This window comes from Streptomyces sp. NRRL F-5135 (assembly GCF_000719775.1).
Classification (GTDB): domain Bacteria; phylum Actinomycetota; class Actinomycetes; order Streptomycetales; family Streptomycetaceae; genus Streptomyces; species Streptomyces hebeiensis.
The window spans coordinates 123,422-147,975 of sequence record NZ_JOHR01000002.1; the positions used below are offsets into that span (position 1 = coordinate 123,422).

Sequence of the window (24,554 nt, forward strand, 5' to 3'; positions counted from 1 at the left end):
GGAGCCGTACCGCCCGGCGCCTGACCCGTACCGCCCCGCGTCGGGCGGGCCGCGTCAGAGCGTCAGACGGAAGCAGTGCGCCGTGTCCCCCGTCGAGGGGATCGGATACGTCGTCGCCAGTTCCATGCCCAGCCGGCGCGTGACCGCGATCGAGCGCTCGTTGCGGGAGTTCACCATGGCCACGATCCGTTCGACGCCCGCGGCCCGGACCCGTTCCAGTGTGGTCCGCGCGGCGGCCGTCGCGTAGCCGCGGCCCCAGTGCGCGCGGCCCAGGCGCCAGCCGATCTCGATCTCGCCGACCGGTCCCAACGTCTCGTGCGGCCAGGGCTGCGCGCCCGTGAAGCCGATGACCTCGTCGTCCTCGTCCAGCATGGTCCAGAAGCAGAAGCCGCGCTCGGCGTCGTGTCTGCGCTGCCGGGCGGTCAGCTCCTCGTACGCCGACAGTTCCGCCGGCTTCCCGCCGTGGAACTCCATCACGTCGGGGTCGTCGAACACCCGGTGCCAGGCGTAGGCGTCCTCCTCGGTGGGGACGCGGAGACGGACAGTGGGCAGCGGCTCGGTCGGCTCGCTCGGCTCGGTCATGGGGCAGCCCTTCTCTGGGAGTTCGGCGCGCCCCCATAGACTGCACATGTCCAGTGCCGCTCGGTACGCCATTTCGAATCTTCGGGAGATCCGCCGTGAGCGAGACGCCCTCCGAGAACACCGCGGACGTGATCGTCGTCGGAGCGGGCCCGGCGGGCTCGACCACGGCGTACTACCTCGCCAAGGCCGGACTGGACGTGCTGCTGCTGGAGAAGACGGCGTTCCCGCGCGAGAAGGTGTGCGGCGACGGCCTCACCCCGCGCGCGACGAAGCAGCTGGTCGCGATGGGCATCGACATCTCCGAGGAGGCCGGCTGGCTGCGCAACAAGGGCCTGCGGATCATCGGCGGCGGGGTGCGGCTCCAGCTGGACTGGCCGGACCTGGCCGCCTATCCGGACTACGGGCTGGTGCGCAAGCGGGACGACTTCGACGAGCAGCTGGCGCGGCAGGCGCAGAAGGCGGGCGCGCGGCTGTACGAGCGGTGCAACGTCGGCGCCCCGATCACCGACGACCGTACGGGCCGGATCACCGGCGTCCACGCCAGGCTGGGCGAGGAGAAGACACCGGTCACCTTCCACGCGCCGCTCGTCGTCGCCGCCGACGGCAACTCCACCCGGCTGTCGCTCGCGATGGGACTGCACCGCCGCGAGGACCGTCCCATGGGCGTGGCGGTCCGTACGTACTTCACCTCGCCCCGCCACGACGACGACTACCTGGAGTCCTGGCTGGAGCTGTGGGACCGGCGCGGCCCCGGCGAGGACCGGCTGCTGCCGGGCTACGGCTGGATCTTCGGCATGGGCGACGGGACGTCGAACGTCGGCCTGGGCGTCCTGAACACCTCCAACTCCTTCAAGGAGCTGGACTGGCGCGAGGTGCTCAAGGCGTGGTGCGCGTCGATGCCCGAGGAGTGGGGTTACACGCCCGACAACATGACGATGCCCATCCGGGGCGCCGCGCTGCCGATGGCGTTCAACCGGCAGCCGCACTACACCAAGGGGCTGCTGCTGGTCGGTGACGCGGGCGGCCTGGTCAACCCGTTCAACGGCGAGGGCATCGCGTACGCGATGGAGTCGGGGCAGATCGCCGCCGACGTCATCGTCCAGGCCCATGCCCGCGCCACCCCCACGCAGCGCGAACTGGCTCTCCGGCACTACCCGAAGGTGCTCAAGGACACCTACGGCGGTTACTACACGCTCGGCCGGGCCTTCGTGAAGCTCATCGGCAACCCCAAGATCATGAAGCTGGCGACGGAGCGCGGCCTGACGCACCCGCTGCTGATGAAGTTCACGCTGAAGATGCTGGCGAACCTGACCGACCCGACCGGCGGCGACGCGATGGACCGCATCATCAACGGCCTGTCGAAGGTGGCGCCGAAGGCGTGAGGCACCCTCACCGGACGTGGGTGAGGCACTCGCGCAGGGCGGCCGGCCAGGCAGCAGAGGGCGTCCGGCGCGTCACGCGTCAGGGGTTTCCCTTTCCCGCGTGACTACTTGTCCGCCCACTTCCGCAGCGCGGCCCGGTCCTCGAACGCGCCCACATTCGTGTCGACCGGGCTGTCGGTGTACTGGTGGAACGTCCACTTCGCCTTGATGCGGGGCTTTCCGGCGTCCACGTAATCCGCGATCCAGAGCGCGTCGCCCGCGTTGCTCGTGGTGTCGCGGTTCAGCCAGTAGTAGCGGCTGCAATAGAGCCCGACCCGGTGGGTGTCTCCCCGCAGACGCTTCACCTCGGCCAGGAACGCGTCCTTCTGGGCATTGGAGACGCCTTCGTCCTCCCAGTCGCCGAACAGGGGGTCGCCATGAATGCTGGCGCATTCCTCCACGAAATACCGGGCCTGGTCCCTCATGCTGCCGGGCCGGAGAAAGTGATAAAAGCCGACGACAAGTCCGGCGGATCGCGCGCGGGCGGCCTGCGCGACCATCTTGGGATTGATATACGAAGTGCCCTCGGTGGCCTTCACGAACACGAACGAGAGACCGCTCGTGCTGTAGGCCGAACTCTGGTAGGACGAGACGTCGATGCCTTTGACGGTCATGGGGCGTGCCTGCCTTCTGGCCGGGCGGGTGGGGGCGCCCGACCGCCTCAGTGCTGAGCTTCCACGTGCTTCATACCCAACCGGCGTTGGATCGGATCTCACTCGATCGGGTCCGGTGACGCACGTGACCGACCGTACCGATGTGGCTCGTGAGGCGCAGGTGTTTCACGCACCCCGGCGGGGCGATGTTCCGGCAGGGGCCCCGCGGGCCTGCGGGCCGGCTACGCGGGCACCGCGCTTCGGTCGGCCCAGTGCCGTAGCTCCGCGAGGTCGGCGAACCTGCCGATGCTCTGGTCGACCGGGTGTTCGGAGAACTGGTGGAACTTCCAGTCGAATGTGATGCCCGGCTTCCCGGCGGTCGTGAAGTTGGCGATCCACAGGGCGTCACCCGCGTTGCTGGTGGTGTCCCGATGGGTCCAGAAGTCCCGGTTGCAGTAGAGCCCCACCCGGTGGGTGTCACCCCGCAGACGCTTCACCTCGGCGAGGAAGGCATCCTTCTCGGCGCCGGAAATGCCGTCGACCTCCCAGTCCGCGAACAGCGGGTCGCCCTCCTGACTGGCGCACTTCTCGACGAAGTGCCGGGCCTGCGCCTTCATGTCGCCGGGACGCATGAAGTGGTAGAAGCCGACAACCACTCCGGCGCTGCGGGCGTGGGCGGCCTGCGCGGTCATCTTGGAATTGACGAACGTGGTGCCTTCGGTTGCCTTCACGAATACGAACTCGAGGCCGCTCGTGGAGAAGTTGGTGTTCTGGAACGACGAGACGTCGATACCGTTGACGGTCATGGCTGGTTCCTCCTGTGCGGGAAAACGCGCAGGCTGGTCCTAGCGTGTGGTGATGGTGGGAGGAACGATGCGCTCCTCAGTGCCTTTCACAAGTGCGTTTCACACCAAAGTGGATGGCTCCTTTCCGCTGTCTCGGGTATGCGGAAAGCGCGCGGCGCGGCCGCGAAGCACCTTCGGTGTCCGAGCCAGGTGTCCGACGTTCCCGGCCGACCGGATCCACGGGACCCGAGGGTCGGCGGGCCGTCCTCCGCGCCTGGTTCCAGGGTACGCCTGCCCCACGGCCGGCGCGGAGTTGGCGTCACCGGTCCCGTGCCGCCGGCCGGCCCACGACGAGGACCCGCACCCCGTGTCCCGGGGTGCGGGTCCTGTGCCCCGCGGGGCCCGTGTCCGTACGTACGGCTGTCAGAGCACGCGGACAGCGCCGGTCGGCGGGTCGTAGTCCAGGGACCGCTCCACCACGCCGGTGCTGGGGTTCTGGGCGCCCACGAACTTTCCGTCACCGATGTAGATGGCGGTGTGGTACGCGCTGCCCGCGCTGCCCCAGTAGAGGATGTCGCCGGGCTGGAGGTTGTCCAGGGAGACCTGCGTACCGGCCGTCGACTGGTCCTGCGAGACGCGCGGGAGGTCGACGCCGATCTGCTTGTACGCCGCGCCCACCAGGCCCGAGCAGTCCCAGGCGTTGGGGCCCGTGGAGCCCAGCACGTACGCGTCGCCGACCTGCGCCTGGGCGAAGGCGATCACGGCCGCGGCCGAGCCGGTGGCCTGCGAGACGGCAGAGGACGACGAGGAACCGGACGACGAAGAGGAGGAGGACGAGGACGAGTCGGACGAACCGGAGTCGGAGGCCGGTGTGGCGAGCGCCGTGCGCTCGGCCGCGCGGGAGGCGCGCTCGGCGGCGGCGGCCTTGGCGCGGGCCTCGGCCTCCTTCCGCTCGGCCTCGGCCTTGCGGTCCGCCTCGGCCTTGGCCTTCTTGGCGGCCTTGGCGGCCTTCTCGGCGGCGGCGTCCTGCTGGGCGCGGACGTCGAAGTTGCTGGCGGCCCGCTGGGTGGCGTCGGCGGACTGCGCGACGGTGCCGGCGAAACCGGAGGTGAGCGTGGGCATTTCGATGGTCTCGGTCACCGGCTCGGCGCTTGCCGTTCCGGCGGCACCGGCGACCGCGATGGTGCTGAGAACGCCACTGGCGACTCCGGCACGGAGCGCGGTCTTCGGCGCGCTGCGGCGGGGCTTCCGGTGGCTGCGTATGTGAGCGGTGTGGGACATGGGTCAACCGCTATCAGGCCGTGCATGGTTCTCGTCAAGGAAGGTGTGTTGCGCCACAGTTACGCGCGGAAGCCTCGAAACCGGCGCCCTGGGACCTTTATTGACGCCGTAACGGTCAAACCGGGCATGCGTGATCACGGCTGTGATCAGAGTCTTTCCGATAAAGGTCCGAATTGCCCGCCGCCTACCATCCCTCCACACTCATGGCCAAGCCCGCTTCCTCGACGGGTCGGATCGAGTGGTGCAGGTCACAGGACGGTTACTGTTCGACAGTCCGAATGATCACGGTGTGCATGGTCTGTGAGCACGGGTTCCCCGGGTGCTCGACCGCCGGGATGGATCATGGTGGCCCGGTTGCTCGTGAATGCGTGCACATGTCCGCATCGGTCGATCCGCGCGAGTCGGGCCGAGGGGTGTGGGGGTGTCCCGGCGGGTCACCGGGGCGCTCGGGACGGCCGCGCGGTCGCGGCTCGTATCACCTTCTCCAGGTCCATCGCAAATTTGGCTGTAGCGTGCAACGCTTGATATAGCAACCCCGTCTTGACCAGGGTTAACGCGTCCGAATGTCACAGCTGGTGATCATCTGGACGCTTCGCGTACAAAGATCGCCGCTCATCCGACTTCATGATCGTTCGCCGGGTGGTGGAGATCACAAAGACGTTGCCGTACCCCGTGTCGCAGATCACATGGCGACGGGCATAGGATGCGGGGCAGTCGGGCTTGTGAACTGCCTCACATGTATGTGATCTTCGGTGATCCGTCGGTGCGGGCCCATGGGAACGACCCGGCGCGGTCCAACGGTCAACGACGACTGGAAGGAGCTGAGGATCGTGAACGCCTACGCGCCCATCCTCGTGCTCGGCGCCCTCGGGGCTGGGTTTGCGATCTTCTCCGTGGTCATGGCCACGCTGATCGGCCCGAGGCGGTACAACCGGGCCAAGCTCGAGGCGTACGAGTGCGGCATCGAGCCCACGCCGACGCCTGCCGGGGGCGGTCGTTTCCCCATCAAGTACTACCTGACGGCGATGCTCTTCATCATCTTCGATATCGAGATCGTCTTCCTCTATCCCTGGGCCGTGAGCTTCGACTCCCTGGGGATCTTCGGGCTCGTGGAGATGCTGCTCTTCGTGCTCACCGTCTTTGTCGCTTATGCGTATGTATGGCGGCGCGGCGGTCTGGAATGGGACTAGCGGGCCGCCAAGGGCCGCAACAGGGCTACCAAGAGGGCTACTAGAGGGCTAGAGGGGCTGAGGGCCACCAATGGGACTCGAAGAGAAGCTGCCGAGCGGTTTCCTGCTGACCACCGTCGAACAGGCCGCGGGGTGGGTGCGCAAGTCGTCCGTCTTTCCCGCGACCTTCGGCCTCGCCTGCTGCGCCATCGAGATGATGACGACCGGCGCGGGGCGGTACGACCTGGCGCGGTTCGGCATGGAGGTCTTCCGCGGTTCGCCGCGCCAGGCCGACCTGATGATCGTGGCCGGCCGGGTGAGCCAGAAGATGGCGCCCGTGCTGCGGCAGGTCTATGACCAGATGCCGAGCCCCAAGTGGGTGATCTCCATGGGGGTTTGCGCATCGTCGGGCGGGATGTTCAACAATTACGCGATTGTTCAGGGCGTGGACCATATCGTCCCCGTCGACATCTATCTGCCCGGTTGTCCACCACGTCCCGAGATGCTGATGGACGCCATCCTCAAGCTCCACCAGAAGATCCAGGGCTCCAAGCTCGGGGTCAACGCGGAGGAGGCGGCCCGCGAGGCGGAGGAGGCGGCCCTCAAGGCGCTCCCGACGATCGAGATGAAGGGGCTGCTGCGGTGACCGACGAGCGACGGACCGGTAACGGCGAACAGGGCGCCGGGGGCACCGACCTGCCCGCGGCGCGCGGCGACACCGGCGATGTCATCCGCGTGCAGAAGGGGATGTTCGGCGCCAACAACGGCGGCGACACCACCGGTTACGGCGGTCTCGTCCGCACGGTGAGCCTGCCGGGCGCGTCCAGCCGCCCGTACGGCGGGCCCGGCGGCGTCTTCGACGAGATCGCCGACGAGCTCGAGGGCGCGCTGGAGGAACAGGGGCTCGTCCCCGGGAACGCCATCGAGAAGACGGTCGTCGACCGTGGCGAAATCACCTTCCACATCGCCCGCGAGCACCTGGTCCAGGTCGCGCGGACGCTGCGGGACGACCCCGCGCTGCGCTTCGAGCTCTGCACGGGCGTCTCGGGCGTCCACTTCCTCGGCGACCAGGGCCGCGAGCTGCACGCCGTCTACCACCTGCGGTCGCTCACCCACGGCCGGCTGATCCGCCTGGAGGTCTCCGCGCCGGACGCCGACCCGCACGTCCCGTCCCTCGTCGAGGTCTATCCGACCAACGACTGGCACGAGCGCGAGACGTACGACTTCTTCGGCCTGATCTTCGACGGACACCCGGCCCTGACCCGGATCATGATGCCGGACGACTGGCAGGGCTTCCCGCAGCGCAAGGACTACCCCCTCGGCGGCATCCCCGTCGAGTACAAGGGCGCCCAGATCCCGGCTCCGGACCAGCGGAGGTCGTACTCCTGATGTCTGCTCCTCACGCACCGCACTCCTCCCACGGACAGCGGGGAACCCCGTCGGACGGCGGCTCGGCAACAGCTGGTTCGGGGTCCGCCCGTACGACGACCGAAGGCACCGTCTACACGGTCACCGGCGGCGACTGGGACGAGGTCGTCCGGTCCGCGGCCGAGGCCGACGACGAGCGCATCGTCGTCAACATGGGTCCCCAGCACCCGTCCACCCACGGGGTGCTCCGGCTGATCCTGGAGATCGACGGCGAGACCGTCACCGAGGCCCGCTGCGGCATCGGCTACCTGCACACCGGAATCGAGAAGAACCTCGAGTTCCGCAACTGGACGCAGGGCACCACCTTCGTCACGCGCATGGACTACCTGACGTCGTTCTTCAACGAGACGGCGTACTGCCTGGGCGTCGAGAAGCTGCTCGGCATCCAGGACGACGTCCCGGACCGCGCCACGCTCCTGCGCGTCCTGCTGATGGAGCTGAACCGGCTCTCCTCGCACCTGGTCTGCATCGCCACCGGAGGGATGGAGCTGGGCGCGACCACGATCATGATCTACGGCTTCCGGGACCGCGAACTGATCCTCGACGCCTACGAACTGATCACCGGCCTGCGCATGAACCACGCGTTCATCCGGCCCGGCGGACTCGCCCAGGACCTGCCCCCGGGCGCCGTCGACCACCTCCGCGAGCTGCTGAAGACCCTGCGCGCCAACCTCCCGGAGTACGACAAGCTCGCCACCGGAAACCCGATCTTCAAGGCGCGCATGCAGGACGTCGGCTACCTCGACCTGGCCGGCTGCATGGCGCTGGGCGCCACGGGGCCGATCCTGCGCTCCACCGGCCTCCCGCACGACCTGCGCAAGAGCGACCCGTACTGCGGCTACGAGACCTTCGACTTCGACGTCCCGACCGCCGACACCTGCGACGCGTACGGCCGCTTCCTCATCCGCCTGGAGGAGATGCGCCAGTCGCTGCGGATCGTCGAGCAGTGCCTGGACCGGCTGGAGCCGGGGCCCGTGATGGTCGCGGACAAGAAGATCGCCTGGCCCGCCCAGCTCGCGCTCGGGCCCGACGGCCTCGGCAACTCGCTCGACCACATCAAGAACATCATGGGCACGTCCATGGAGGCCCTCATCCACCACTTCAAGCTGGTGACGGAAGGCTTCCGGGTCCCGCCGGGCCAGGCGTACGCGGCCGTCGAGTCGCCCAAGGGCGAACTCGGCGCGCACGTCGTCTCCGACGGCGGCACCCGCCCCTACCGGGTCCACTTCCGCGATCCGTCCTTCACCAATCTCCAGGCCATGGCGGCGATGTGCGAGGGCGGCCAGGTCGCCGACGTCATCGTCGCCGTCGCGTCCATCGACCCCGTGATGGGAGGCGTCGACCGGTGACCGCCACACCGCACCGTTCCCAGGCCGGACCCGACTCCGGCACCGGCGCCGCGGCCACCGGCGCCACCACCGGAGCCGGCGCCGGTACGAGCGCCGGGGTCAGCCTGGGGATGCCGCAGCTCCCCGCCCCCGAGTACCCGGCCGAGGTACGGGCCAGGCTCGACGCGGACGCGAGGGAGATCATCGCCCGCTACCCGGACAACCGCTCCGCGCTGCTCCCGCTGCTGCACCTCGTCCAGTCCGAGGAAGGCCACGTCTCCCGCACGGGCATGGCCTTCTGCGCCGACCACCTCGGCCTGACCACCGCCGAGGTCACCGCGGTCGCCACCTTCTACTCCATGTACCGGCGCCGGCCGGGCGGCGACTACCAGGTCGGCGTCTGCACCAACACGCTCTGCGCCGTGATGGGCGGCGACGCCATCTTCGAGGAGCTGCGCGAACACCTCGGCGTCGGCAACAACGACACGACCGAGGACGGCAAGGTCACCCTCGAACACATCGAGTGCAACGCCGCCTGCGACTTCGCGCCCGTGGTGATGGTCAACTGGGAGTTCTTCGACAACCAGACGCCCGAGTCCGCCAAGCGGCTCGTCGACGACCTGCGCGCGGGCCGTACCGTACGGCCGACGCGGGGCGCGCCCCTGTGCACGTACAAGGAGACGGCGCGCATCCTCGCCGGCTTCCCGGACGAGCGCCCCGGCGCGGTCGAGGCCACCGGCGGCGCGGGGCCCGCGTCGCTGACCGGGCTGCGGCTGGCCAAGGGGGAGCGGTCCCAGCCGCGCGTGGTCCGGCCGCGGGACGCCCATCCGCCCCGGGCGGCCGAGCCGCAGCCCGGCGCCGAACACCTCAGCTCGCACGACGCGCCGCAGCCGACATCGGCCTCCGACCCGGCCCATCCCGCGGGCCCCGCCAAGCGCACGGATCACGCCGATACCACCGATCCCGCCGGTCCGGGCGGTCGCGCCGACCGCGGGGGCCCCGCAGCCGAGGAGGGGGAGTGATGACCATGGCACCCGAGCTCGACGAGAACGGCACCAGCCCCGAGAAGCTCCTCTCGCCCGTCCTGTCCGCCTTCTGGGACGAGCCCGAGCCCTGGACGCTGGCCACCTACGAGCGCCACGAGGGGTACGAGGGACTGCGCAAGGCGCTGGCGATGGCGCCCGACGACCTCATCGCCTACGTCAAGGACGCCGGACTGCGCGGCCGCGGCGGCGCGGGCTTCCCCACCGGGATGAAGTGGCAGTTCATCCCGCAGGGCGACGGCAAGCCGCATTATCTCGTCGTCAACGCGGACGAATCGGAACCCGGCACCTGCAAGGACATCCCCCTTCTCTTCGCCAACCCGCACTCCCTCATCGAGGGCATCGTGATCGCCTGCTACGCGATCCGCTCGCGCCAGGCGTTCATCTACCTGCGCGGCGAGGTCGTCCCCGTGCTGCGCAGGCTGCACGAGGCCGTGCGCGAGGCGTACGCGGCGGGGTACCTCGGCACGAACATCCTCGGCAGCGGGCTCGACCTCGACGTCGTCGTGCACGCGGGCGCGGGCGCGTACATCTGCGGCGAGGAGACCGCGCTGCTGGACTCCCTGGAGGGCCGTCGCGGACAGCCCCGGCTGCGTCCCCCCTTCCCGGCGGTGGCGGGCCTGTACGCCTGCCCCACCGTGGTGAACAACGTCGAGTCCATCGCGTCGGTTCCCGCGATCCTGAACCGGGGCAAGGAGTGGTTCAGGTCGATGGGCAGCGAGAAGTCCCCCGGCTTCACGCTCTACTCGCTCAGCGGCCATGTCACGAGCCCCGGCCAGTACGAGGCCCCGCTCGGCATCACCCTGCGCCAACTGCTCGACATGAGCGGCGGGATGCGGGCGGGCCACCGGCTCAAGTTCTGGACGCCGGGCGGCTCCTCGACCCCCATGTTCACCGACGAACACCTCGACGTGCCGCTGGACTACGAGGGCGTGGGGGCCGCCGGCTCCATGCTCGGCACGAAGGCGCTCCAGTGCTTCGACGAGACGACCTGCGTGGTCCGGGCCGTCACCCGCTGGACCGAGTTCTACGCCCACGAGTCCTGCGGCAAGTGCACACCCTGCCGTGAGGGGACGTACTGGCTCGTGCAGTTGCTGCGCGACATCGAGGCGGGCAAGGGGCGGATGTCCGACCTCGACAAGCTGAACGACATCGCCGACAACATCAACGGCAAGTCGTTCTGCGCGCTCGGCGACGGCGCGGCGTCGCCCATCTTCTCCTCCCTGAAGTACTTCCGCGAGGAGTACGAGCAGCACATCACCGGCCGGGGCTGCCCGTTCGACCCCGCGAAGTCCACACTCTGGGCCGACCAGAACCCGCACCTGGAGGTGAACGCATGACCACCGTCACCACATCCGCCACCTCCGGCGGCGGCGAGGCCGCGGTGCCACCCGAGGACCTGGTCACGCTGACGATCGACGGCATCGAGATCTCGGTCCCCAAGGGGACGCTGGTGATCCGCGCCGCCGAGCAGCTCGGCATCGAGATCCCGCGCTTCTGCGACCACCCGCTCCTCGACCCGGCCGGCGCCTGCCGCCAGTGCATCGTCGAGGTGGAGGGCCAGCGCAAGCCGATGGCCTCCTGCACCATCACCTGCACCGACGGCATGGTCGTCAAGTCGCAGCTGACGTCGCCGGTCGCCGAGAAGGCCCAGCGCGGGGTGATGGAGCTGCTGCTCATCAACCACCCGCTGGACTGCCCGGTCTGCGACAAGGGCGGGGAGTGCCCGCTGCAGAACCAGGCGATGCAGGTCGGCGACCCGGACACCCGCTTCGAGGGCCACAAGCGGACGTTCGCCAAGCCCGTGCCGATCTCCACCCAGGTACTGCTCGACCGCGAGCGGTGCGTGCTGTGCGCCCGCTGCACCCGCTTCTCCCAGCAGATCGCGGGCGACCCGATGATCGAGCTGGTCGAGCGGGGCGCGCTCCAGCAGGTCGGCACCGGCGAGGGCGACCCGTTCGAGTCGTACTTCTCCGGCAACACGATCCAGATCTGCCCGGTCGGCGCGCTGACCTCGGCGGCGTACCGCTTCCGCTCCCGCCCCTTCGACCTGGTGTCCTCGCCGGGCGTCTGCGAGCACTGCGCGGGCGGCTGCGCGACCCGTACGGACCACCGGCGCGGCAAGGTGATGCGGCGGCTGGCGGCGAACGACCCCGAGGTCAACGAGGAATGGCTGTGCGACAAGGGGAGGTTCGCGTTCCGCTACGCCCAGCGGCCGGACCGGCTGACGACCCCGCTCGTACGGAACGCGGACGGCGTTCTGGAACCGGCGAGCTGGCCCGAGGCGCTCGAGGCGGCGGCGGCCGGCCTGGCGGACGCGCGCGGCCGTGCCGGGGTGCTCGCGGGCGGCCGGCTGACCGTCGAGGACGCGTACGGGTACGCCAAGTTCGCCCGCGTCGCCCTCGGGACGAACGACGTCGACTTCCGCGCCCGGCCGCACAGCGGCGAGGAGACGGAGTTCCTGGCGGCGCATGTGGCGGGCCGGGGCCACGACCTGGACGGCACGGGCGTCACGTACACCTCGCTGGGCAAGGCGCCGGCCGTGCTGCTCGTGGGGCTGGAGTCGGAGGAGGAGGCGCCCGGCGTCTTCCTGCGGCTGCGCAAGGCGTGGCGCAAGCACGGACAGCGGACGTTCGCGGTCGCCCCGTACGCGACCCGGGGCCTCGAGAAGGCCGGGGGCACGCTGCTGCCCGCCGCGCCCGGCACCGAGACGGAGTGGCTGGACGCCCTGGCCTCCGGCGCGGGGCCGACCGGTGACGGCGACGTGGCCAGGGCCGCGCGGGCACTGCGCGAGCCGGGCGCGGTGATCGCCGTCGGCGAGCGGCTGGCGACGGTTCCGGGCGGGCTGACGGCGGCGGCACGGGCCGCCACCGCGACCGGCGCGCGGCTGGTGTGGATCCCGCGCCGGGCCGGTGAGCGCGGCGCGGTGGAGGCGGGCGCGCTCCCGTCGCTGCTGCCCGGCGGCCGGCCGGCCACCGACCCGCGGGCCCGCGAGGAGGTCGCGGCGCTCTGGGGCGTACGGGAGCTGCCGCAGCGGTACGGGCGGGACACCGGTCAGATCCTGGCCGCCGCCACGACCGGCGAGCTGGCCGCGCTGGTCGTCGCGGGCGTGGAGGTCGCGGACCTGCCGGACCCGGCGGCGGCGCGGGCCGCGCTGGACTCGGTCGGTTTCCTGGTCTCCCTGGAACTTCGGCCGAGCGAGGTCACCGAGCGGGCGGACGTGGTCTTCCCGGTGGCGGCGGTCGCGGAGAAGCCGGGCACGTTCCTCAACTGGGAGGGCAGGGCGCGGCCGTTCGAGGCGGCGCTGAAGCCGGAGCAGATGACGCGGCCGGTCGCGCCGGCCGACGCCCGGGTGCTGCACATGCTGGCGGACGAGCTGGACACGCACTTCGCGCTGCCGGACGTGGCGGCGGTACGGGCGGAGGTGGACCGGCTGGGCCGCTGGGACGGCCCCCGGGCCGCCGAACCGCTGGAGGTGGCCGTTCCGTTGCCGAGGCCCGGCACCGGCGAGGCGGTCCTCGCGGGCCACCGGCAGCTGCTGGACCAGGGGCGCCTCCAGGACGGCGACGAGGCGCTGGCGGGCACCCGCCACGCGGCGCTCGCCCGGCTGTCCGCGGCGACGGCCGCCGACACGGGCGTCAAGGACGGCGACGAGCTGGCGGTGACCGGCCCGGCGGGCACGGTGACGCTGCCGCTGCGGGTGACGCCGATGCCGGACCGGGTGGTCTGGCTGCCGCTGAACTCGCGCGGCGGCGGGGTCCACGCGGACACGGGCGCGCGCCCGGGGGACGTGGTCCGCGTCGGCCCGGCGGAACCGGCCGCCCCGGCGGACGGCGCCCCGGCGGACGGCGCCCCGCTGGCCGGCGCCGTACCGCCCACGGCTGCCGGTCCGTCCGAGGCCGCCGGTTCGTCCGACGCGGAACCGGAGGCGCGGCCATGACCGACCCCCGTGATCCCCGAGTCGCGTGTGACAGCGGCATCACGTGTGACCACCGCGTCGCGCGTGGCCACCACGTCGCGCGTGACCACCGCACGGTGTGTGTATCTGTCGTCCGGCCGGGCTACCGGCCCCACCCGGCACCGGAGGTGCGCGCATGACCGCCCTCGATCGACTCGCGGCGGCCCCGGGGACTGTGCTCGCCGCCGAGGACCTGTCGATGTTCGGCCGCGACCCCTGGTGGCTCGTGGCCGTCAAGGCCGTGTTCTGCTTCGCGTTCCTGATGGTGACCGTGCTCTTCGCCATCGTGTGGGAGCGCAAGGTCGTCGCCTGGATGCAGCTGCGCATCGGCCCCAACCGGCACGGCCCCTGGGGGCTGCTCCAGTCGCTCGCCGACGGCGTCAAACTGATGCTCAAGGAAGACGTCGTCGTCAAGCGCGCGGACAAGGTCGTCTACATCCTGGCGCCGATCGTCGCCGCCGTACCGGCCTTCATGGCGATCGCCGTGATCCCGTTCGGCCCGGCGAACAACGAGGTCTCGATCTTCGGGCAGCGCACCACGATGCAACTGACCGACCTGCCGATCGCGATGCTCTACATCCTCGCGGTCGCCTCCGTCGGGATCTACGGCATCGTCCTCGCCGGCTGGTCGTCCGGGTCGACGTACCCACTGCTCGGCGGCCTCCGCTCGTGCGCGCAGATGATCTCGTACGAGATCGCCATGGGCGCCGCCTTCGCCTCCGTCTTCCTCTACTCCGGCTCGATGTCCACCTCGGCGATCGTCGAGGCGCAGGCGGACCGCTGGTACATCCTGCTGCTGCCCGTCTCCTTCGTCCTCTACATCGTCACGATGGTCGGCGAGACGAACCGCGCGCCCTTCGACATGCCGGAGTCCGAGGGCGACCTGGTCGGTGGCTTCAACACCGAGTACTCGTCCATCAAGTTCGCGATGTTCATGCTCGCCGAGTACGTCAACATGGTCACGGTCTCGGCCGTCGCGACCACGCTCTTCCTCGGCGGCTGGCGCGCCCCGTGGCCGGTCTCCACCTTCTGGGAGGGCGCGAACCACGGCTGGTGGCCGATGCTCTGGTTCGTCCTCAAGGTGCAGCTGCTCCTCTTCTTCTTCATCTGGCTGCGCGGCACACTGCCCCGCGTGCGCTACGACCAGCTGATGAAGCTCGGCTGGAAGGTCCTGATCCCGGTCTCGGTGGTCTGGCTGATGCTCGTCGCGACCGTACGCGCGCTGCGGAACGAGAACTACGACTTCCAGACGATCGTGCTGTACGTGGCCGGCGCGGTCATCACGCTGCTGCTGCTCTCCTTCGTCGTCGACATCTTCCGCGACAAGCAGGACAAGGCCGCGGCCGCGCGGGAGCCCGAGCCACCGGCCTTCGACCCGATGGCGGGCGGGTTCCCCGTGCCGCCGCTGCCCGGGCAGAGCCTGCCGCCCGTACCGCGCAGGCGCCCGCGAGGGGACCGGGAGCTGATTGTCAGTGGCGGGGGCAATACTGTGAGTGACGGTACCGAGAGTGACGGAAAGGAGGCTGACGGTGTCTGATTCTTCGCGCGAGGAACCTCGCGCCCCCCGGAATCCGGTGGCCGGCTTCGGCGTGACCTTCAAGGCCATGTTCAAGAAGCGGCTGACCGAGCAGTATCCGGAGCAGCAGAAGGTGACGGCTCCCCGCTTCCACGGCCGGCATCAGCTGAACCGGCATCCGGACGGCCTGGAGAAGTGCATCGGCTGTGAGCTGTGCGCCTGGGCGTGCCCGGCCGACGCGATCTACGTGGAGGGCGCGGACAACACGGACGAGGAGCGCTACTCCCCGGGAGAGCGGTACGGCCGTGTGTACCAGATCAATTACGCGCGCTGCATCCTCTGCGGCCTGTGCATCGAGGCGTGCCCGACCCGGGCGCTGACGATGACCAACGACTTCGATCTGGCCGACAGCTCCCGCGAGAACCTCATTTACACCAAGGAGGAGCTGCTCGCGGGTCTGGAGGACGGCATGGTCGACTCGCCGCACGCGATCTACCCGGGCATGGACGAGCAGGACTACTACCGGGGCCTGATCACGGAGGCCGCGCCGGGCACGGTCCGGCAGACGGCCGTCACCAAGGGCGAGAAGCCGCAGGAGGGCGCTTCGGACTTCGGTCCGGAGGAGCCCGCGTCGCGGAAGGTGGTCGGTAAATGATCGCGCTCGCGGGCTCGTTGGCGGCGGCGGCCTCGTCCGCCGCCGCCCCCACGGCCGCCGCCCCCTCCTCTCTTTCCTCGTCTCTCTCCACCTCTTTCCATTCGTCCCTCACCTCGTCCCTCACCTCCGTCGCGGCGTCCACGACCTCGACCGGGGAGGCCGTGCAGTTCTGGATCCTCGGGACGGTCGCCGTCCTCGGCGCGCTCGGCACGATCCTGATGAAGCGAGCCGTGCACAGCGCGCTGTGCCTGGCCGGGACGATGATCGTCCTGGCCGTTTTCTATCTGGCCAACGGGGCGTATTTCCTGGGCGTCGTCCAGGTCGTCGTCTACACCGGCGCGATCATGATGCTGTTCCTCTTCGTCGTGATGCTGGTCGGTGTCACCGCCGCCGACTCCCTCAAGGAGACGATCAAGGGCCAGCGCTGGCTGGCGGCCCTGTGCGGGGTCGGCTTCGGCGTGCTGCTGATCGCCGGTATCGGCCATGCCTCGCTGAACTCCTTCAACGGGCTGGGCCAGGCCAACGCGGGCGGGAACGTGCAGGGCCTGGCCGCCCTGATCTTCACGAAGTACGTGTTCGCCTTCGAGATCACCGGCGCCCTGCTGATCACGGCGGCCGTCGGCGCGATGGTGCTCACCCACCGCGAGCGCACCGAACGGCTCAAGACGCAGCGCGAGTTGGCGCAGGAGCGCGTCCGCGCCGGCGTCCAGCTGCCGCCGCTGCCGGCCCCCGGCGTCTACGCCCGGCACAACGCGGTGGACATCGCGGGCCTGCTCCCCGACGGCACGCCCTCCGAGCTGACGGTCAACAAGACGCTGAAGGGCCGCGGCCAGATCCGCGACGTGTCGAACGAGGCCATCGCGGACCTGCGGGCACTGGAGCAGCGCTCCAACGAGCGGCTCGGCCGCGCCGGCCGCGCGGGCGGCGGTGCGGGTCGTCCGGGCGGCGGTCCCGCCGGCGGTTCGGCCGGCGGTTCGGCCGGCGGTTCGGTCCGGGACAAGGGGGAGGAGATCAAGCGATGAACCCGGTCTACTACCTCTATCTCGCGTCCCTGCTCTTCACCATCGGCGCCGCCGGGGTGCTGATCCGGCGCAACGCGATCGTGCTGTTCATGTGCGTCGAGCTGATGCTCAACGCGTGCAACCTCGCGTTCGTCACCTTCGCCCGGATGCACGGCAATCTCGACGGCCAGATCATCGCGTTCTTCACGATGGTCGTCGCCGCGGCGGAGGTCGTCGTCGGGCTGGCGATCATCGTGTCCGTGTTCCGTTCCCGCCACTCGGCCTCGGTCGACGACGCCAGCCTGATGAAGCTCTGAGGGGCGCTGAATCGTGGAGAATCTGATCGCGCCGCTCATCGCGGCGCCCTTGCTCGGAGCCGCCGTCCTGCTCTGCGGCGGCCGCCGGCTCGACCGTGCCGGCCACTGGATCGGCACGGTCCTGGCCGGGGCCTCCTTCGTGATCGGCGTGCTGCTCTTCGCCGATCTGCTCGGCAGGGGTGCCGAGGACCGTACGCTGCACCAGCACCTGTTCAGCTGGATCCCCGTCGGGAGCTTCCGGGCGGACATCGCCTTCCAGCTCGACCAGTTGTCGATGACGTTCGTCCTGCTGATCACCGGTGTGGGCACCCTGATCCACATCTACTCGATCGGGTACATGGAGCACGACGAGCGGCGCCGCCGCTTCTTCGGCTACCTGAACCTGTTCCTGGCGGCGATGCTGCTGCTGGTCCTCGCCGACAACTACCTCCTGCTGTACATGGGCTGGGAGGGCGTCGGTCTCGCCTCGTACCTGCTCATCGGCTTCTGGCAGCACAAGCCCAGCGCGGCCACGGCCGCGAAGAAGGCGTTCCTGGTCAACCGCGTCGGTGACCTCGGTCTGTCGATCGCGATCATGCTGATGTTCACCACCTTCGGTACCTTCGCCTTCGGCCCGGTGCTGGGGGCGGCGGGCGACGCGTCGGAGGGCAAGCTGACGGCGATCGGCCTGATGCTGCTGCTGGCCGCCTGCGGCAAGTCGGCCCAGGTGCCGCTCCAGTCCTGGCTCGGAGACGCGATGGAGGGCCCGACCCCGGTCTCCGCCCTGATCCACGCGGCGACGATGGTGACGGCCGGCGTCTATCTGATCACCCGGTCCGGAGCGATCTTCAACGGGGCGCCGGACGCACAGCTCGTGGTCGTGGTGGTCGGCGCCGTCACCCTCCTGTTCGGTGCGATCGTCGGTTGCGCGAAGGACGACATCAAGAAGGCGCTCGCCGGATCGACGATGTCGCAGATCGGCTACATGATCCTGGCGGCGGGCCTCGGCCCGATCGGCTATGTCTTCGCGATCATGCACCTGGTGACGCACGGCTTCTTCAAGGCCGGGCTCTTCCTCGGCGCCGGTTCCGTCATGCACGGCATGAACGACGAGGTCGACATGCGCAAGTACGGCGGCCTGCGGAAGTACATGCCGGTCACGTTCGTCACCTTCGGCCTCGGCTACCTGGCGATCATCGGCTTCCCCGGTCTCTCCGGGTTCTTCTCCAAGGACAAGATCATCGAGGCGGCCTTCGCCAAGGGCGGGACGGAAGGCTGGATCCTCGGCGGCGTCGCCCTCCTGGGCGCGGCGATCACCGCGTTCTACATGACGCGCGTGATGCTGATGACGTTCTTCGGCGAGGAGCGCTGGCGCGGCCGGGAGACCGCCTCCCCCGCCGAGCCGAGCGCCGAGCCCGCGGCCGAGGAGCGCGGCCGGCACGCGGAGCCGCATCCGCACGAGTCCCCGAAGTCCATGACGATCCCCATGGTGGTCCTGGCCTTCGGCTCGGTCTTCGCCGGCGGGCTCTTCTCCTTCGGTGACAGCTTCGTGCGGTGGCTGGAGCCCGTCACCGGTTACGCGCACGGACACCCGCCGATCAGCGCGGCGGCCGTCACCACCGCCACGGTCGTGGCGCTGGTGATCGGTGTGGCCGTGGCCTGGCTGATGTACGGACGCGTCCCGGTGCCGGTGACCGCGCCGCGCGGCTCGCTGCTCACCCGCGCCGCCCGCCGGGATCTGCTCCAGGACGACTTCAACCATGTGGTCCTGGTGCGCGGCGGCGAGCACCTCACCCGCTCCCTGGTCTATGTCGACCACACCCTGGTCGACGGTGTCGTCAACGGGACGGCGGCGTCGTTCGGCGGGCTCTCCGGCCGGCTGCGCAAGCTCCAGAACGGCTACGCCCGCTCCTACGCGGTCACGATGTTCGGAGGTACGGCGGTGCTGATTGCCGCGACCCTGCTGATGAGGGCGGTGTGAGGCCGAGATGTCCTTCCCTCTCCTGACGGCGACGGCGGCCCTGCCCGCTCTCGGCGCGATCGCCACGGCGGCCGTCCCGGCCGCCCGGCGCACCGCGGCCAAATGGCTGGCACTGCTGTTCTCGCTGGGCACGCTCGCGCTGGCCGTCGTCGCGCTGGTGCGCTTCGAGCCCGGCGGCGCCCGCTACCAGCTCACCGAATCGCATGCCTGGATCGCGGAGTTCGGGGTGCGCTACGAACTGGGCGTGGACGGCATCGGGGTGTCGCTGCTCGCGCTGACCGCCCTGCTGGTCCCGTTCGTGATCCTGGCGGGCTGGCACGACGCCGACCCGCTGGAAGACGCGCGTCCCAATCGCCGCTGGCGGCCCACCCAGGGTTTCTTCGCGCTGATCCTTGCGGTCGAGGCGATGGTGATCCTCTCCTTCGAGGCCACCGACGTCTTCCTCTTCTACATCCTCTTCGAAGCCATGCTCATCCCGATGTACTTCCTCATCGGCGGCTTCGGGGACCGGGCGGCACCCGCTCAGTTCGCCGCGAAAGCGGCGGGCGCCGGGGACGAGGCGGCGGCCACCCAACGGTCGTACGCGGCCGTGAAGTTCCTGCTCTACAACCTGGCCGGCGGCCTGATCATGCTGGCCGCCGTCATCGGCCTCTATGTCGTCGCCGGCACCTTCTCGCTCACCGAGATCGCCGAGGCGCGGGCGAACGGGTCCCTGTCGATGGCGACGAACACGGAGCGGCTGCTGTTCCTCGGCTTCTTCTTCGCGTTCGCCGTGAAGGCCCCGCTGTGGCCGCTGCACACCTGGCTGCCCAACGCCATGGGCGAGGCCACCGCGCCCGTCGCCGTCCTGATCACGGCGGTGGTCGACAAGGTCGGCACGTTCGCGATGCTGCGCTTCTGCCTCCAGCTCTTCCCCGAGGCGTCGAAGTGGGCCACGCCGGCGATCCTCGTGCTGGCGCTGATCAGCATCGTGTACGGGGCGCTGCTCGCGGTCGGCCAGCGCGACATGAAGCGCCTGATCGCCTATGCGTCGATCTCGCACTTCGGCTTCATCATCATGGGCATCTTCGCGATGACCAGCCAGGGCCAGTCCGGCGCCACGCTCTACATGATCAACCACGGGATCTCGACGGCCGCGCTGATGCTGGTGGCGGGCTTCCTGATCAGCCGGCGCGGCTCGCGTCTGATCGCGGACTACGGCGGGGTGCAGAAGGTGGCGCCGGTCCTCGCGGGCACGTTCCTGATCGGTGGTCTCGCCACGCTCTCGCTGCCGGGGCTCTCCCCGTTCGTGAGTGAATTCCTGGTCCTGGTCGGCACGTTCAGCAGGTATCCGGTGATCGGCGTCATCGCCACCCTCGGGATAGTGCTCGCGGCGCTCTACGTCCTGGTCCTCTACCAGCGCACGATGACGGGCCCGGTGAAGGCCGAGATCAGGACCATGCCGGACCTGAGGGTCAGGGAGCTGGTGGTGGTCGCCCCGCTGATCGCGCTGCTCCTGTTCCTGGGGGTCTATCCCAAGCCGCTCACCCAGATCGTCGATCCGGCGGTCGAGCACACGCTGTCCGACGTGCAGAAGACCGACCCCAAGCCCGAGGTGGAGGCCGCCCGGTGAGTGTGACAGCCGTCCACAGCCTGTGGACAACGACGGCGGCCCCAGGCTCCCCTGGAGTGCCGGCCATCGACAGGATCCCGGCCCCGACCATCGAATACGCCCAGCTGGCACCCGTACTGATCGTGGTGGGCGCCGCAGTCCTGGGGATCCTGGTCGAGGCGTTCGTGCCCCGGAAGGGGCGGTACCACGCACAGCTGTTCCTCTCCGTCGTGGCGCTGGCCGCCGCCTTCGCGGCGGTGGTCGCCCTCGCGGCCGGCGGGTACGGCACGACGAAGAAGCACATCGCCGCGATGGGCGCCATCGCCATGGACGGCCCGACGCTCTTCCTCCAGGGCACGATCCTGCTGGCGTCGATCGTCGCCGTGTTCACCTTCGCCGAGCGCCGGCTCGACCCGGAGGCGCACGGCAACCGCGTCGACTCGTTCGTCGCGCAGGCCGCGGCCGTACCCGGCGGCGAAGGGGAGAAGGCCGCGGTCAAGGCTGGTCTGACCACCACCGAGGTCTTCCCGCTCGCCCTGTTCGCGGTGGCCGGCATGCTGGTCTTCCCGGCGGCCAACGACCTGCTGACGCTCTTCATCGCGCTGGAGGTCCTCTCGCTCCCGCTCTACCTCCTGTGCGCGCTGGCCCGCCGCAAGCGGCTGATGTCGCAGGAGGCCGCGGTCAAGTACTTCCTGCTGGGCGCGTTCTCCTCGGCGTTCCTGCTGTTCGGGATCGCCCTGCTGTACGGGTACGCGGGCTCCGTCTCGTACGCCCGGATCGCCGAGGTCATCGGCGGCTCGGTGCAGAGCGTCGACCCGGCGCTCGCCGACACCATGGGCAATGACGCGCTGCTGCTGATCGGTGCCGCCCTGATCCTGATGGGCCTGCTGTTCAAGGTCGGCGCGGTGCCCTTCCACATGTGGACCCCGGACGTCTACCAGGGCGCGCCCACCCCGGTCACCGGCTTCATGGCCGCGGCGACCAAGGTGGCGGCCTTCGGCGCGCTGCTCCGGCTGCTGTATGTCGTCCTGCCGGGCCTGCGCTGGGACTGGCGGCCGGTGATGTGGGCGGTGGTCATCGTCACCATGCTCGGCGGCGCGATCGTCGCGATCACCCAGACGGACATCAAGCGGCTCCTGGCGTACTCCTCGATCGCGCACGCCGGGTTCATCCTGGCGGGCGTGATCGCGGCGACGCCCGACGGGGTCTCGTCCGTCCTCTTCTACCTGGCGGCGTACTCCTTCGTGACGATCGGCGCGTTCGCGGTCGTCACGCTGGTGCGCGACGCGGGCGGCGAGGCGACCCACCTGTCCAAGTGGGCCGGCCTCGGCCGCCGTTCGCCGCTGGTGGCGGCGGTCTTCGCGGTCTTCCTGCTCGCCTTCGCCGGTATCCCGCTCACCTCCGGCTTCTCCGGCAAGTTCGCGGTCTTCAAGGCGGCGGCGGACGGCGGCGCGGGCGTGCTGGTGGTGGTCGGTGTGATCGCCTCGGCCATCGCGGCGTTCTTCTACATCCGGGTCATCGTGCTGATGTTCTTCAGCGAGCCGAAGCCGGAGGGCCCGACGGTCGCGGTGCCGTCGGCGCTGACGACGGCGGCGATCGGCGTGGGCGTCGTGGTCACGCTGGTGCTGGGAGTGGCGCCGCAGTACTTCCTGGAACTGGCGGGGCAGGCGGGAGGCTTCGTGCGGTAGCCGTAGCCGTAGCCGTAGCCGTAGCGGGCCGTGGTGTGGGCCCACGCTCGTGGACGCGGTCGGTGTCCGGTGCCCCGGGGGAGGGGCCGGACACCGCCTGCGTCTGGGGGTTACAGGTCGTCTGTGAAGTCCGGGCGCGGCATGATCGCTGTGAGGTCCAGGTCCATCGGAAGGGGGGACGAGACCTTCATACGGTCGCGGAAGATGCCCGTGGCGACGTAGACACCCGTGGCCGGCTCCAGCTCGAAGACGTAGACCACGGCATTGCCGGTTCCGTCGTTCTCCACCCGCCAGTAATGCTGGATCCTGGCCCGAGCGTATTTGAGCGGCTTGCTCATCCGATCGCGGGAGATTGAATCCCTGGAGACCACTTCGACGGCAAGCAGCACGGTCTCGGCCGGAATCCGGGTCTGCTCGTGTGCGAGCAGAACCTTCGCGTCACAGAGGATGACATCCGGTTCCGGTCGGTTCTGCTCGTCGATGTCGATGGTGAACTCGCGGAGAACGAGCAGGTCCGAAGGTGCGACGGACTTGAGCTGCCACTTGAAGAAGTCGACCGCCTCCTCATGGAAAAACGTCTGCGGACTCACGAAAACAAGGCTCCCGTCGATCAGCTCCGTGTGCGGAGGCAGGTCCGGAAGCTGGTCCAGGTGATCGGCTGTCCAACCGCCCGCGGGCGGGATCGGCCACCTGGGAATGGAGGCATCGGGCTGGGTTGCCTCGGGGTCGACGCTCATTAGTGCTCCCATGTGACGGAGTCTCGCGAGTAAACCCAGCGTAACCGCCGGATACGGGATAAAACCCATACGCACGAGTGATCGGATCGCGTGGCGTCGACGCGCCCGACGGCGGTGGCGGCGAGGGCGACGGCTCACGCGGGCACGATCCGCCCGCTCACCTCGCCCAGGCCCACGCGGACACCGTCCGGACCCGGGGCCCAGGCGGTCAGGGTGATCTCGTCGCCGTCCTCCAGGAACGTCCTCGCGCCGCCGGGCAGGTCGAGGGGCTCGGTGCCGTTCCAGGTCAGCTCCAGCAGGGAGCCGCGTTCACCGCGCCCCGGGCCGCTGACCGTGCCGGACGCGAAGAGGTCTCCCGTACGCAGCGAGGCGCCGTTCACCGTCATGTGGGCCAGCTGCTGCGCGGCCGTCCAGTACATGCCGGCGAACGGCGGCTCGGAGATCACCTGCCCGTTGAGCGACACCGAGATCCGCAGGTCGAAGCCGCCCGGCTCCTCCTCGTCGGAGTCGTCCAGATAAGGGAGGAGCGGTTCGGTGCGGGCCGGGGGCGCCACCCGGGCCTCGTCCAGGGCCTCCAGCGGGGTCACCCAGGCGGAGACGGACGTGGCGAAGGACTTGCCCAGGAACGGGCCGAGCGGGACGTACTCCCAGGCCTGGAGGTCGCGCGCCGACCAGTCGTTGAGCAGACAGAGCCCGAAGACATGGTCGCGGAAGGCGGACTGGGGCACGGGCACGCCCTGCCGGGACGGCGCACCGACCACGAAGCCGACCTCCGCCTCGATGTCGAGCTTGACGGAGGGCCCGAAGACGGGCGCGGGATCGGCCGGCGCCTTGCGCTGGCCCGAGGGGCGCACCACGTCCGTACCGGAGACGACGACGGTGCCCGCCCGGCCGTGGTAACCGATCGGCAGATGCTTCCAGTTGGGCGTGAGCGCGGCCCCGTCGGGGCGGAAGATGCGGCCGACGTTGGTGGCGTGGTGCTCGCTCGCGTAGAAGTCGACGTAGTCGGCGACCTCGTACGGCAGGTGCGAGGTCACCGTGGCGAGGGGATGCAGGAGCGGCTCTATGTCCGGCCGGTGCGCGGGGACGGTGACCCATGCGGTCAGGGCGCGCCGGACGTCCCGCCAGGCCGTGCGCCCGGCGCCCATCAGCGCGTCGAGACCGGGCCGCGCCAGCAGCGCGGCGTACGGGGAGCCCAGCGCGAGGGCCGCGGCGCCGGCGTCGAGCACATGGTCGCCGATGCGGACCCCGACGCGGCGCCGGTCCGGCTCGTCGGCGGTGGAGAAGACGCCGTACGGCAGGTTGTGCGGTCCGAAGGGATCGCCTTCGGCCGTTTCGAGCGGGCTCTGCTCGGGCATGCGGTGCGCCTCGCTTTCCAGGTCGATGAGGACACGTTACGTCGGCGTGGCGGATGTACCTGGGGGTTTTCGCGGGGTCCGGGGTCGCGCCGCCCGTCAGTTGATCACCGCCACGCCGTCCGCCGACTCGGCTCGTCCGTGAC

At 70.0% G+C, this 24,554-nt stretch carries 21 protein-coding genes; 15 read left to right on the forward strand and 6 right to left on the reverse strand.

What is annotated here, in order from left to right:
- Positions 1-54 precede the first annotated feature (54 nt).
- The gene (locus IG02_RS0104345) at positions 55-582 is read right to left on the reverse strand and encodes a GNAT family N-acetyltransferase (RefSeq protein WP_030742038.1); all 528 of its coding nucleotides are present in this window, start codon (positions 580-582) and stop codon (positions 55-57) included.
- A 95-nt stretch (positions 583-677) separates the two neighbouring features.
- Here IG02_RS0104345 and IG02_RS0104350 point away from each other — a divergent pair, with 95 nt between their 5' ends.
- Complete coding sequence (locus tag IG02_RS0104350) at positions 678-1,964, forward strand: geranylgeranyl reductase family protein (RefSeq protein WP_030742039.1); 1,287 nt, start codon at positions 678-680, stop codon at positions 1,962-1,964.
- Positions 1,965-2,068: 104 nt separating this feature from the next.
- On the opposite strand, the gene IG02_RS0104355 is transcribed toward IG02_RS0104350, so the two are convergent.
- The 3 genes from IG02_RS0104355 to IG02_RS0104365 all read right to left on the reverse strand — a co-directional run bounded on the left by IG02_RS0104355 (position 2,069) and on the right by IG02_RS0104365 (position 4,662).
- On the reverse strand, positions 2,069-2,617 hold the full coding sequence (locus IG02_RS0104355; RefSeq protein WP_030742041.1) for a glycoside hydrolase family 25 protein: 549 nt from the start codon (positions 2,615-2,617) through the stop codon (positions 2,069-2,071).
- Between the two features lie 221 nt (positions 2,618-2,838).
- The gene (locus IG02_RS0104360) at positions 2,839-3,402 is read right to left on the reverse strand and encodes a glycoside hydrolase family 25 protein (protein ID WP_030742042.1); all 564 of its coding nucleotides are present in this window, start codon (positions 3,400-3,402) and stop codon (positions 2,839-2,841) included.
- Between the two features lie 402 nt (positions 3,403-3,804).
- A complete protein-coding gene (locus tag IG02_RS0104365) occupies positions 3,805-4,662 on the reverse strand; it encodes a C40 family peptidase (protein ID WP_030742044.1) in 858 nt (285 codons plus the stop codon).
- Between the two features lie 830 nt (positions 4,663-5,492).
- On the opposite strand from IG02_RS0104365, the gene IG02_RS0104370 reads away from it, so the two are divergent.
- From IG02_RS0104370 to nuoN, 14 genes are all read left to right on the forward strand, one after another.
- Positions 5,493-5,852: an NADH-quinone oxidoreductase subunit A gene (locus IG02_RS0104370; RefSeq protein ID WP_030742046.1), complete on the forward strand. Its 360-nt coding sequence runs from the start codon at positions 5,493-5,495 to the stop codon at positions 5,850-5,852.
- Between the two features lie 70 nt (positions 5,853-5,922).
- Positions 5,923-6,477 carry a NuoB/complex I 20 kDa subunit family protein gene (locus IG02_RS0104375; RefSeq protein ID WP_030742049.1) on the forward strand — a complete coding sequence of 185 codons (555 nt, stop codon included), beginning with the start codon at positions 5,923-5,925 and terminating at the stop codon, positions 6,475-6,477.
- Entirely contained in the window at positions 6,474-7,220 is a 747-nt protein-coding gene (locus IG02_RS0104380; protein WP_030742052.1) for an NADH-quinone oxidoreductase subunit C, read from the forward strand. Before IG02_RS0104375 ends, IG02_RS0104380 begins: the two co-directional genes overlap by 4 nt.
- On the forward strand, positions 7,220-8,608 hold the full coding sequence (locus IG02_RS0104385) for an NADH-quinone oxidoreductase subunit D (RefSeq protein WP_030742054.1): 1,389 nt from the start codon (positions 7,220-7,222) through the stop codon (positions 8,606-8,608). Before IG02_RS0104380 ends, IG02_RS0104385 begins: the two co-directional genes overlap by 1 nt.
- Before the next feature lie 110 nt (positions 8,609-8,718).
- Positions 8,719-9,609: an NADH-quinone oxidoreductase subunit NuoE gene (gene nuoE / locus IG02_RS0104390; protein ID WP_037802318.1), complete on the forward strand. Its 891-nt coding sequence runs from the start codon at positions 8,719-8,721 to the stop codon at positions 9,607-9,609.
- Positions 9,609-10,970: an NADH-quinone oxidoreductase subunit NuoF gene (gene nuoF / locus IG02_RS0104395; protein ID WP_030742058.1), complete on the forward strand. Its 1,362-nt coding sequence runs from the start codon at positions 9,609-9,611 to the stop codon at positions 10,968-10,970. Before nuoE ends, nuoF begins: the two co-directional genes overlap by 1 nt.
- A complete protein-coding gene (locus IG02_RS0104400; protein WP_078854191.1) occupies positions 10,967-13,570 on the forward strand; it encodes an NADH-quinone oxidoreductase subunit G in 2,604 nt (867 codons plus the stop codon). Before nuoF ends, IG02_RS0104400 begins: the two co-directional genes overlap by 4 nt.
- A gap of 154 nt (positions 13,571-13,724) precedes the next feature.
- Positions 13,725-15,125, forward strand: a complete 1,401-nt coding sequence (gene nuoH / locus IG02_RS0104405) for an NADH-quinone oxidoreductase subunit NuoH (RefSeq protein ID WP_030742062.1) — start codon at positions 13,725-13,727, stop codon at positions 15,123-15,125.
- Positions 15,118-15,759, forward strand: coding sequence for an NADH-quinone oxidoreductase subunit NuoI (nuoI, locus tag IG02_RS0104410; RefSeq protein WP_030742064.1), 642 nt, complete (start codon positions 15,118-15,120; stop codon positions 15,757-15,759). Before nuoH ends, nuoI begins: the two co-directional genes overlap by 8 nt.
- The gene (locus tag IG02_RS0104415) at positions 15,756-16,781 is read left to right on the forward strand and encodes an NADH-quinone oxidoreductase subunit J (protein WP_078854192.1); all 1,026 of its coding nucleotides are present in this window, start codon (positions 15,756-15,758) and stop codon (positions 16,779-16,781) included. The genes nuoI and IG02_RS0104415 overlap by 4 nt, the downstream gene beginning before the upstream one ends.
- Positions 16,778-17,077 (forward strand): NADH-quinone oxidoreductase subunit NuoK, encoded by a 300-nt coding sequence (nuoK, locus tag IG02_RS0104420; RefSeq protein ID WP_030742068.1) that lies wholly within the window; start codon positions 16,778-16,780, stop codon positions 17,075-17,077. The genes IG02_RS0104415 and nuoK overlap by 4 nt, the downstream gene beginning before the upstream one ends.
- Before the next feature lie 13 nt (positions 17,078-17,090).
- Positions 17,091-19,037 (forward strand): NADH-quinone oxidoreductase subunit L, encoded by a 1,947-nt coding sequence (nuoL, locus tag IG02_RS0104425; protein ID WP_030742070.1) that lies wholly within the window; start codon positions 17,091-17,093, stop codon positions 19,035-19,037.
- A gap of 7 nt (positions 19,038-19,044) precedes the next feature.
- Positions 19,045-20,649, forward strand: a complete 1,605-nt coding sequence (locus tag IG02_RS0104430) for an NADH-quinone oxidoreductase subunit M (RefSeq protein WP_030742072.1) — start codon at positions 19,045-19,047, stop codon at positions 20,647-20,649.
- Positions 20,646-22,316 (forward strand): NADH-quinone oxidoreductase subunit NuoN, encoded by a 1,671-nt coding sequence (nuoN, locus tag IG02_RS0104435; RefSeq protein ID WP_030742074.1) that lies wholly within the window; start codon positions 20,646-20,648, stop codon positions 22,314-22,316. The genes IG02_RS0104430 and nuoN overlap by 4 nt, the downstream gene beginning before the upstream one ends.
- 110 nt (positions 22,317-22,426) lie before the next feature.
- Here nuoN and IG02_RS0104440 read toward each other — a convergent pair whose 3' ends face one another.
- Both IG02_RS0104440 and fahA read right to left on the reverse strand, forming a co-directional pair.
- Positions 22,427-23,053 carry a Uma2 family endonuclease gene (locus tag IG02_RS0104440; RefSeq protein WP_030742076.1) on the reverse strand — a complete coding sequence of 209 codons (627 nt, stop codon included), beginning with the start codon at positions 23,051-23,053 and terminating at the stop codon, positions 22,427-22,429.
- A gap of 134 nt (positions 23,054-23,187) precedes the next feature.
- Complete coding sequence (fahA, locus tag IG02_RS0104445; protein ID WP_030742078.1) at positions 23,188-24,411, reverse strand: fumarylacetoacetase; 1,224 nt, start codon at positions 24,409-24,411, stop codon at positions 23,188-23,190.
- Between the last annotated feature and the right edge of the window lie 143 nt (positions 24,412-24,554).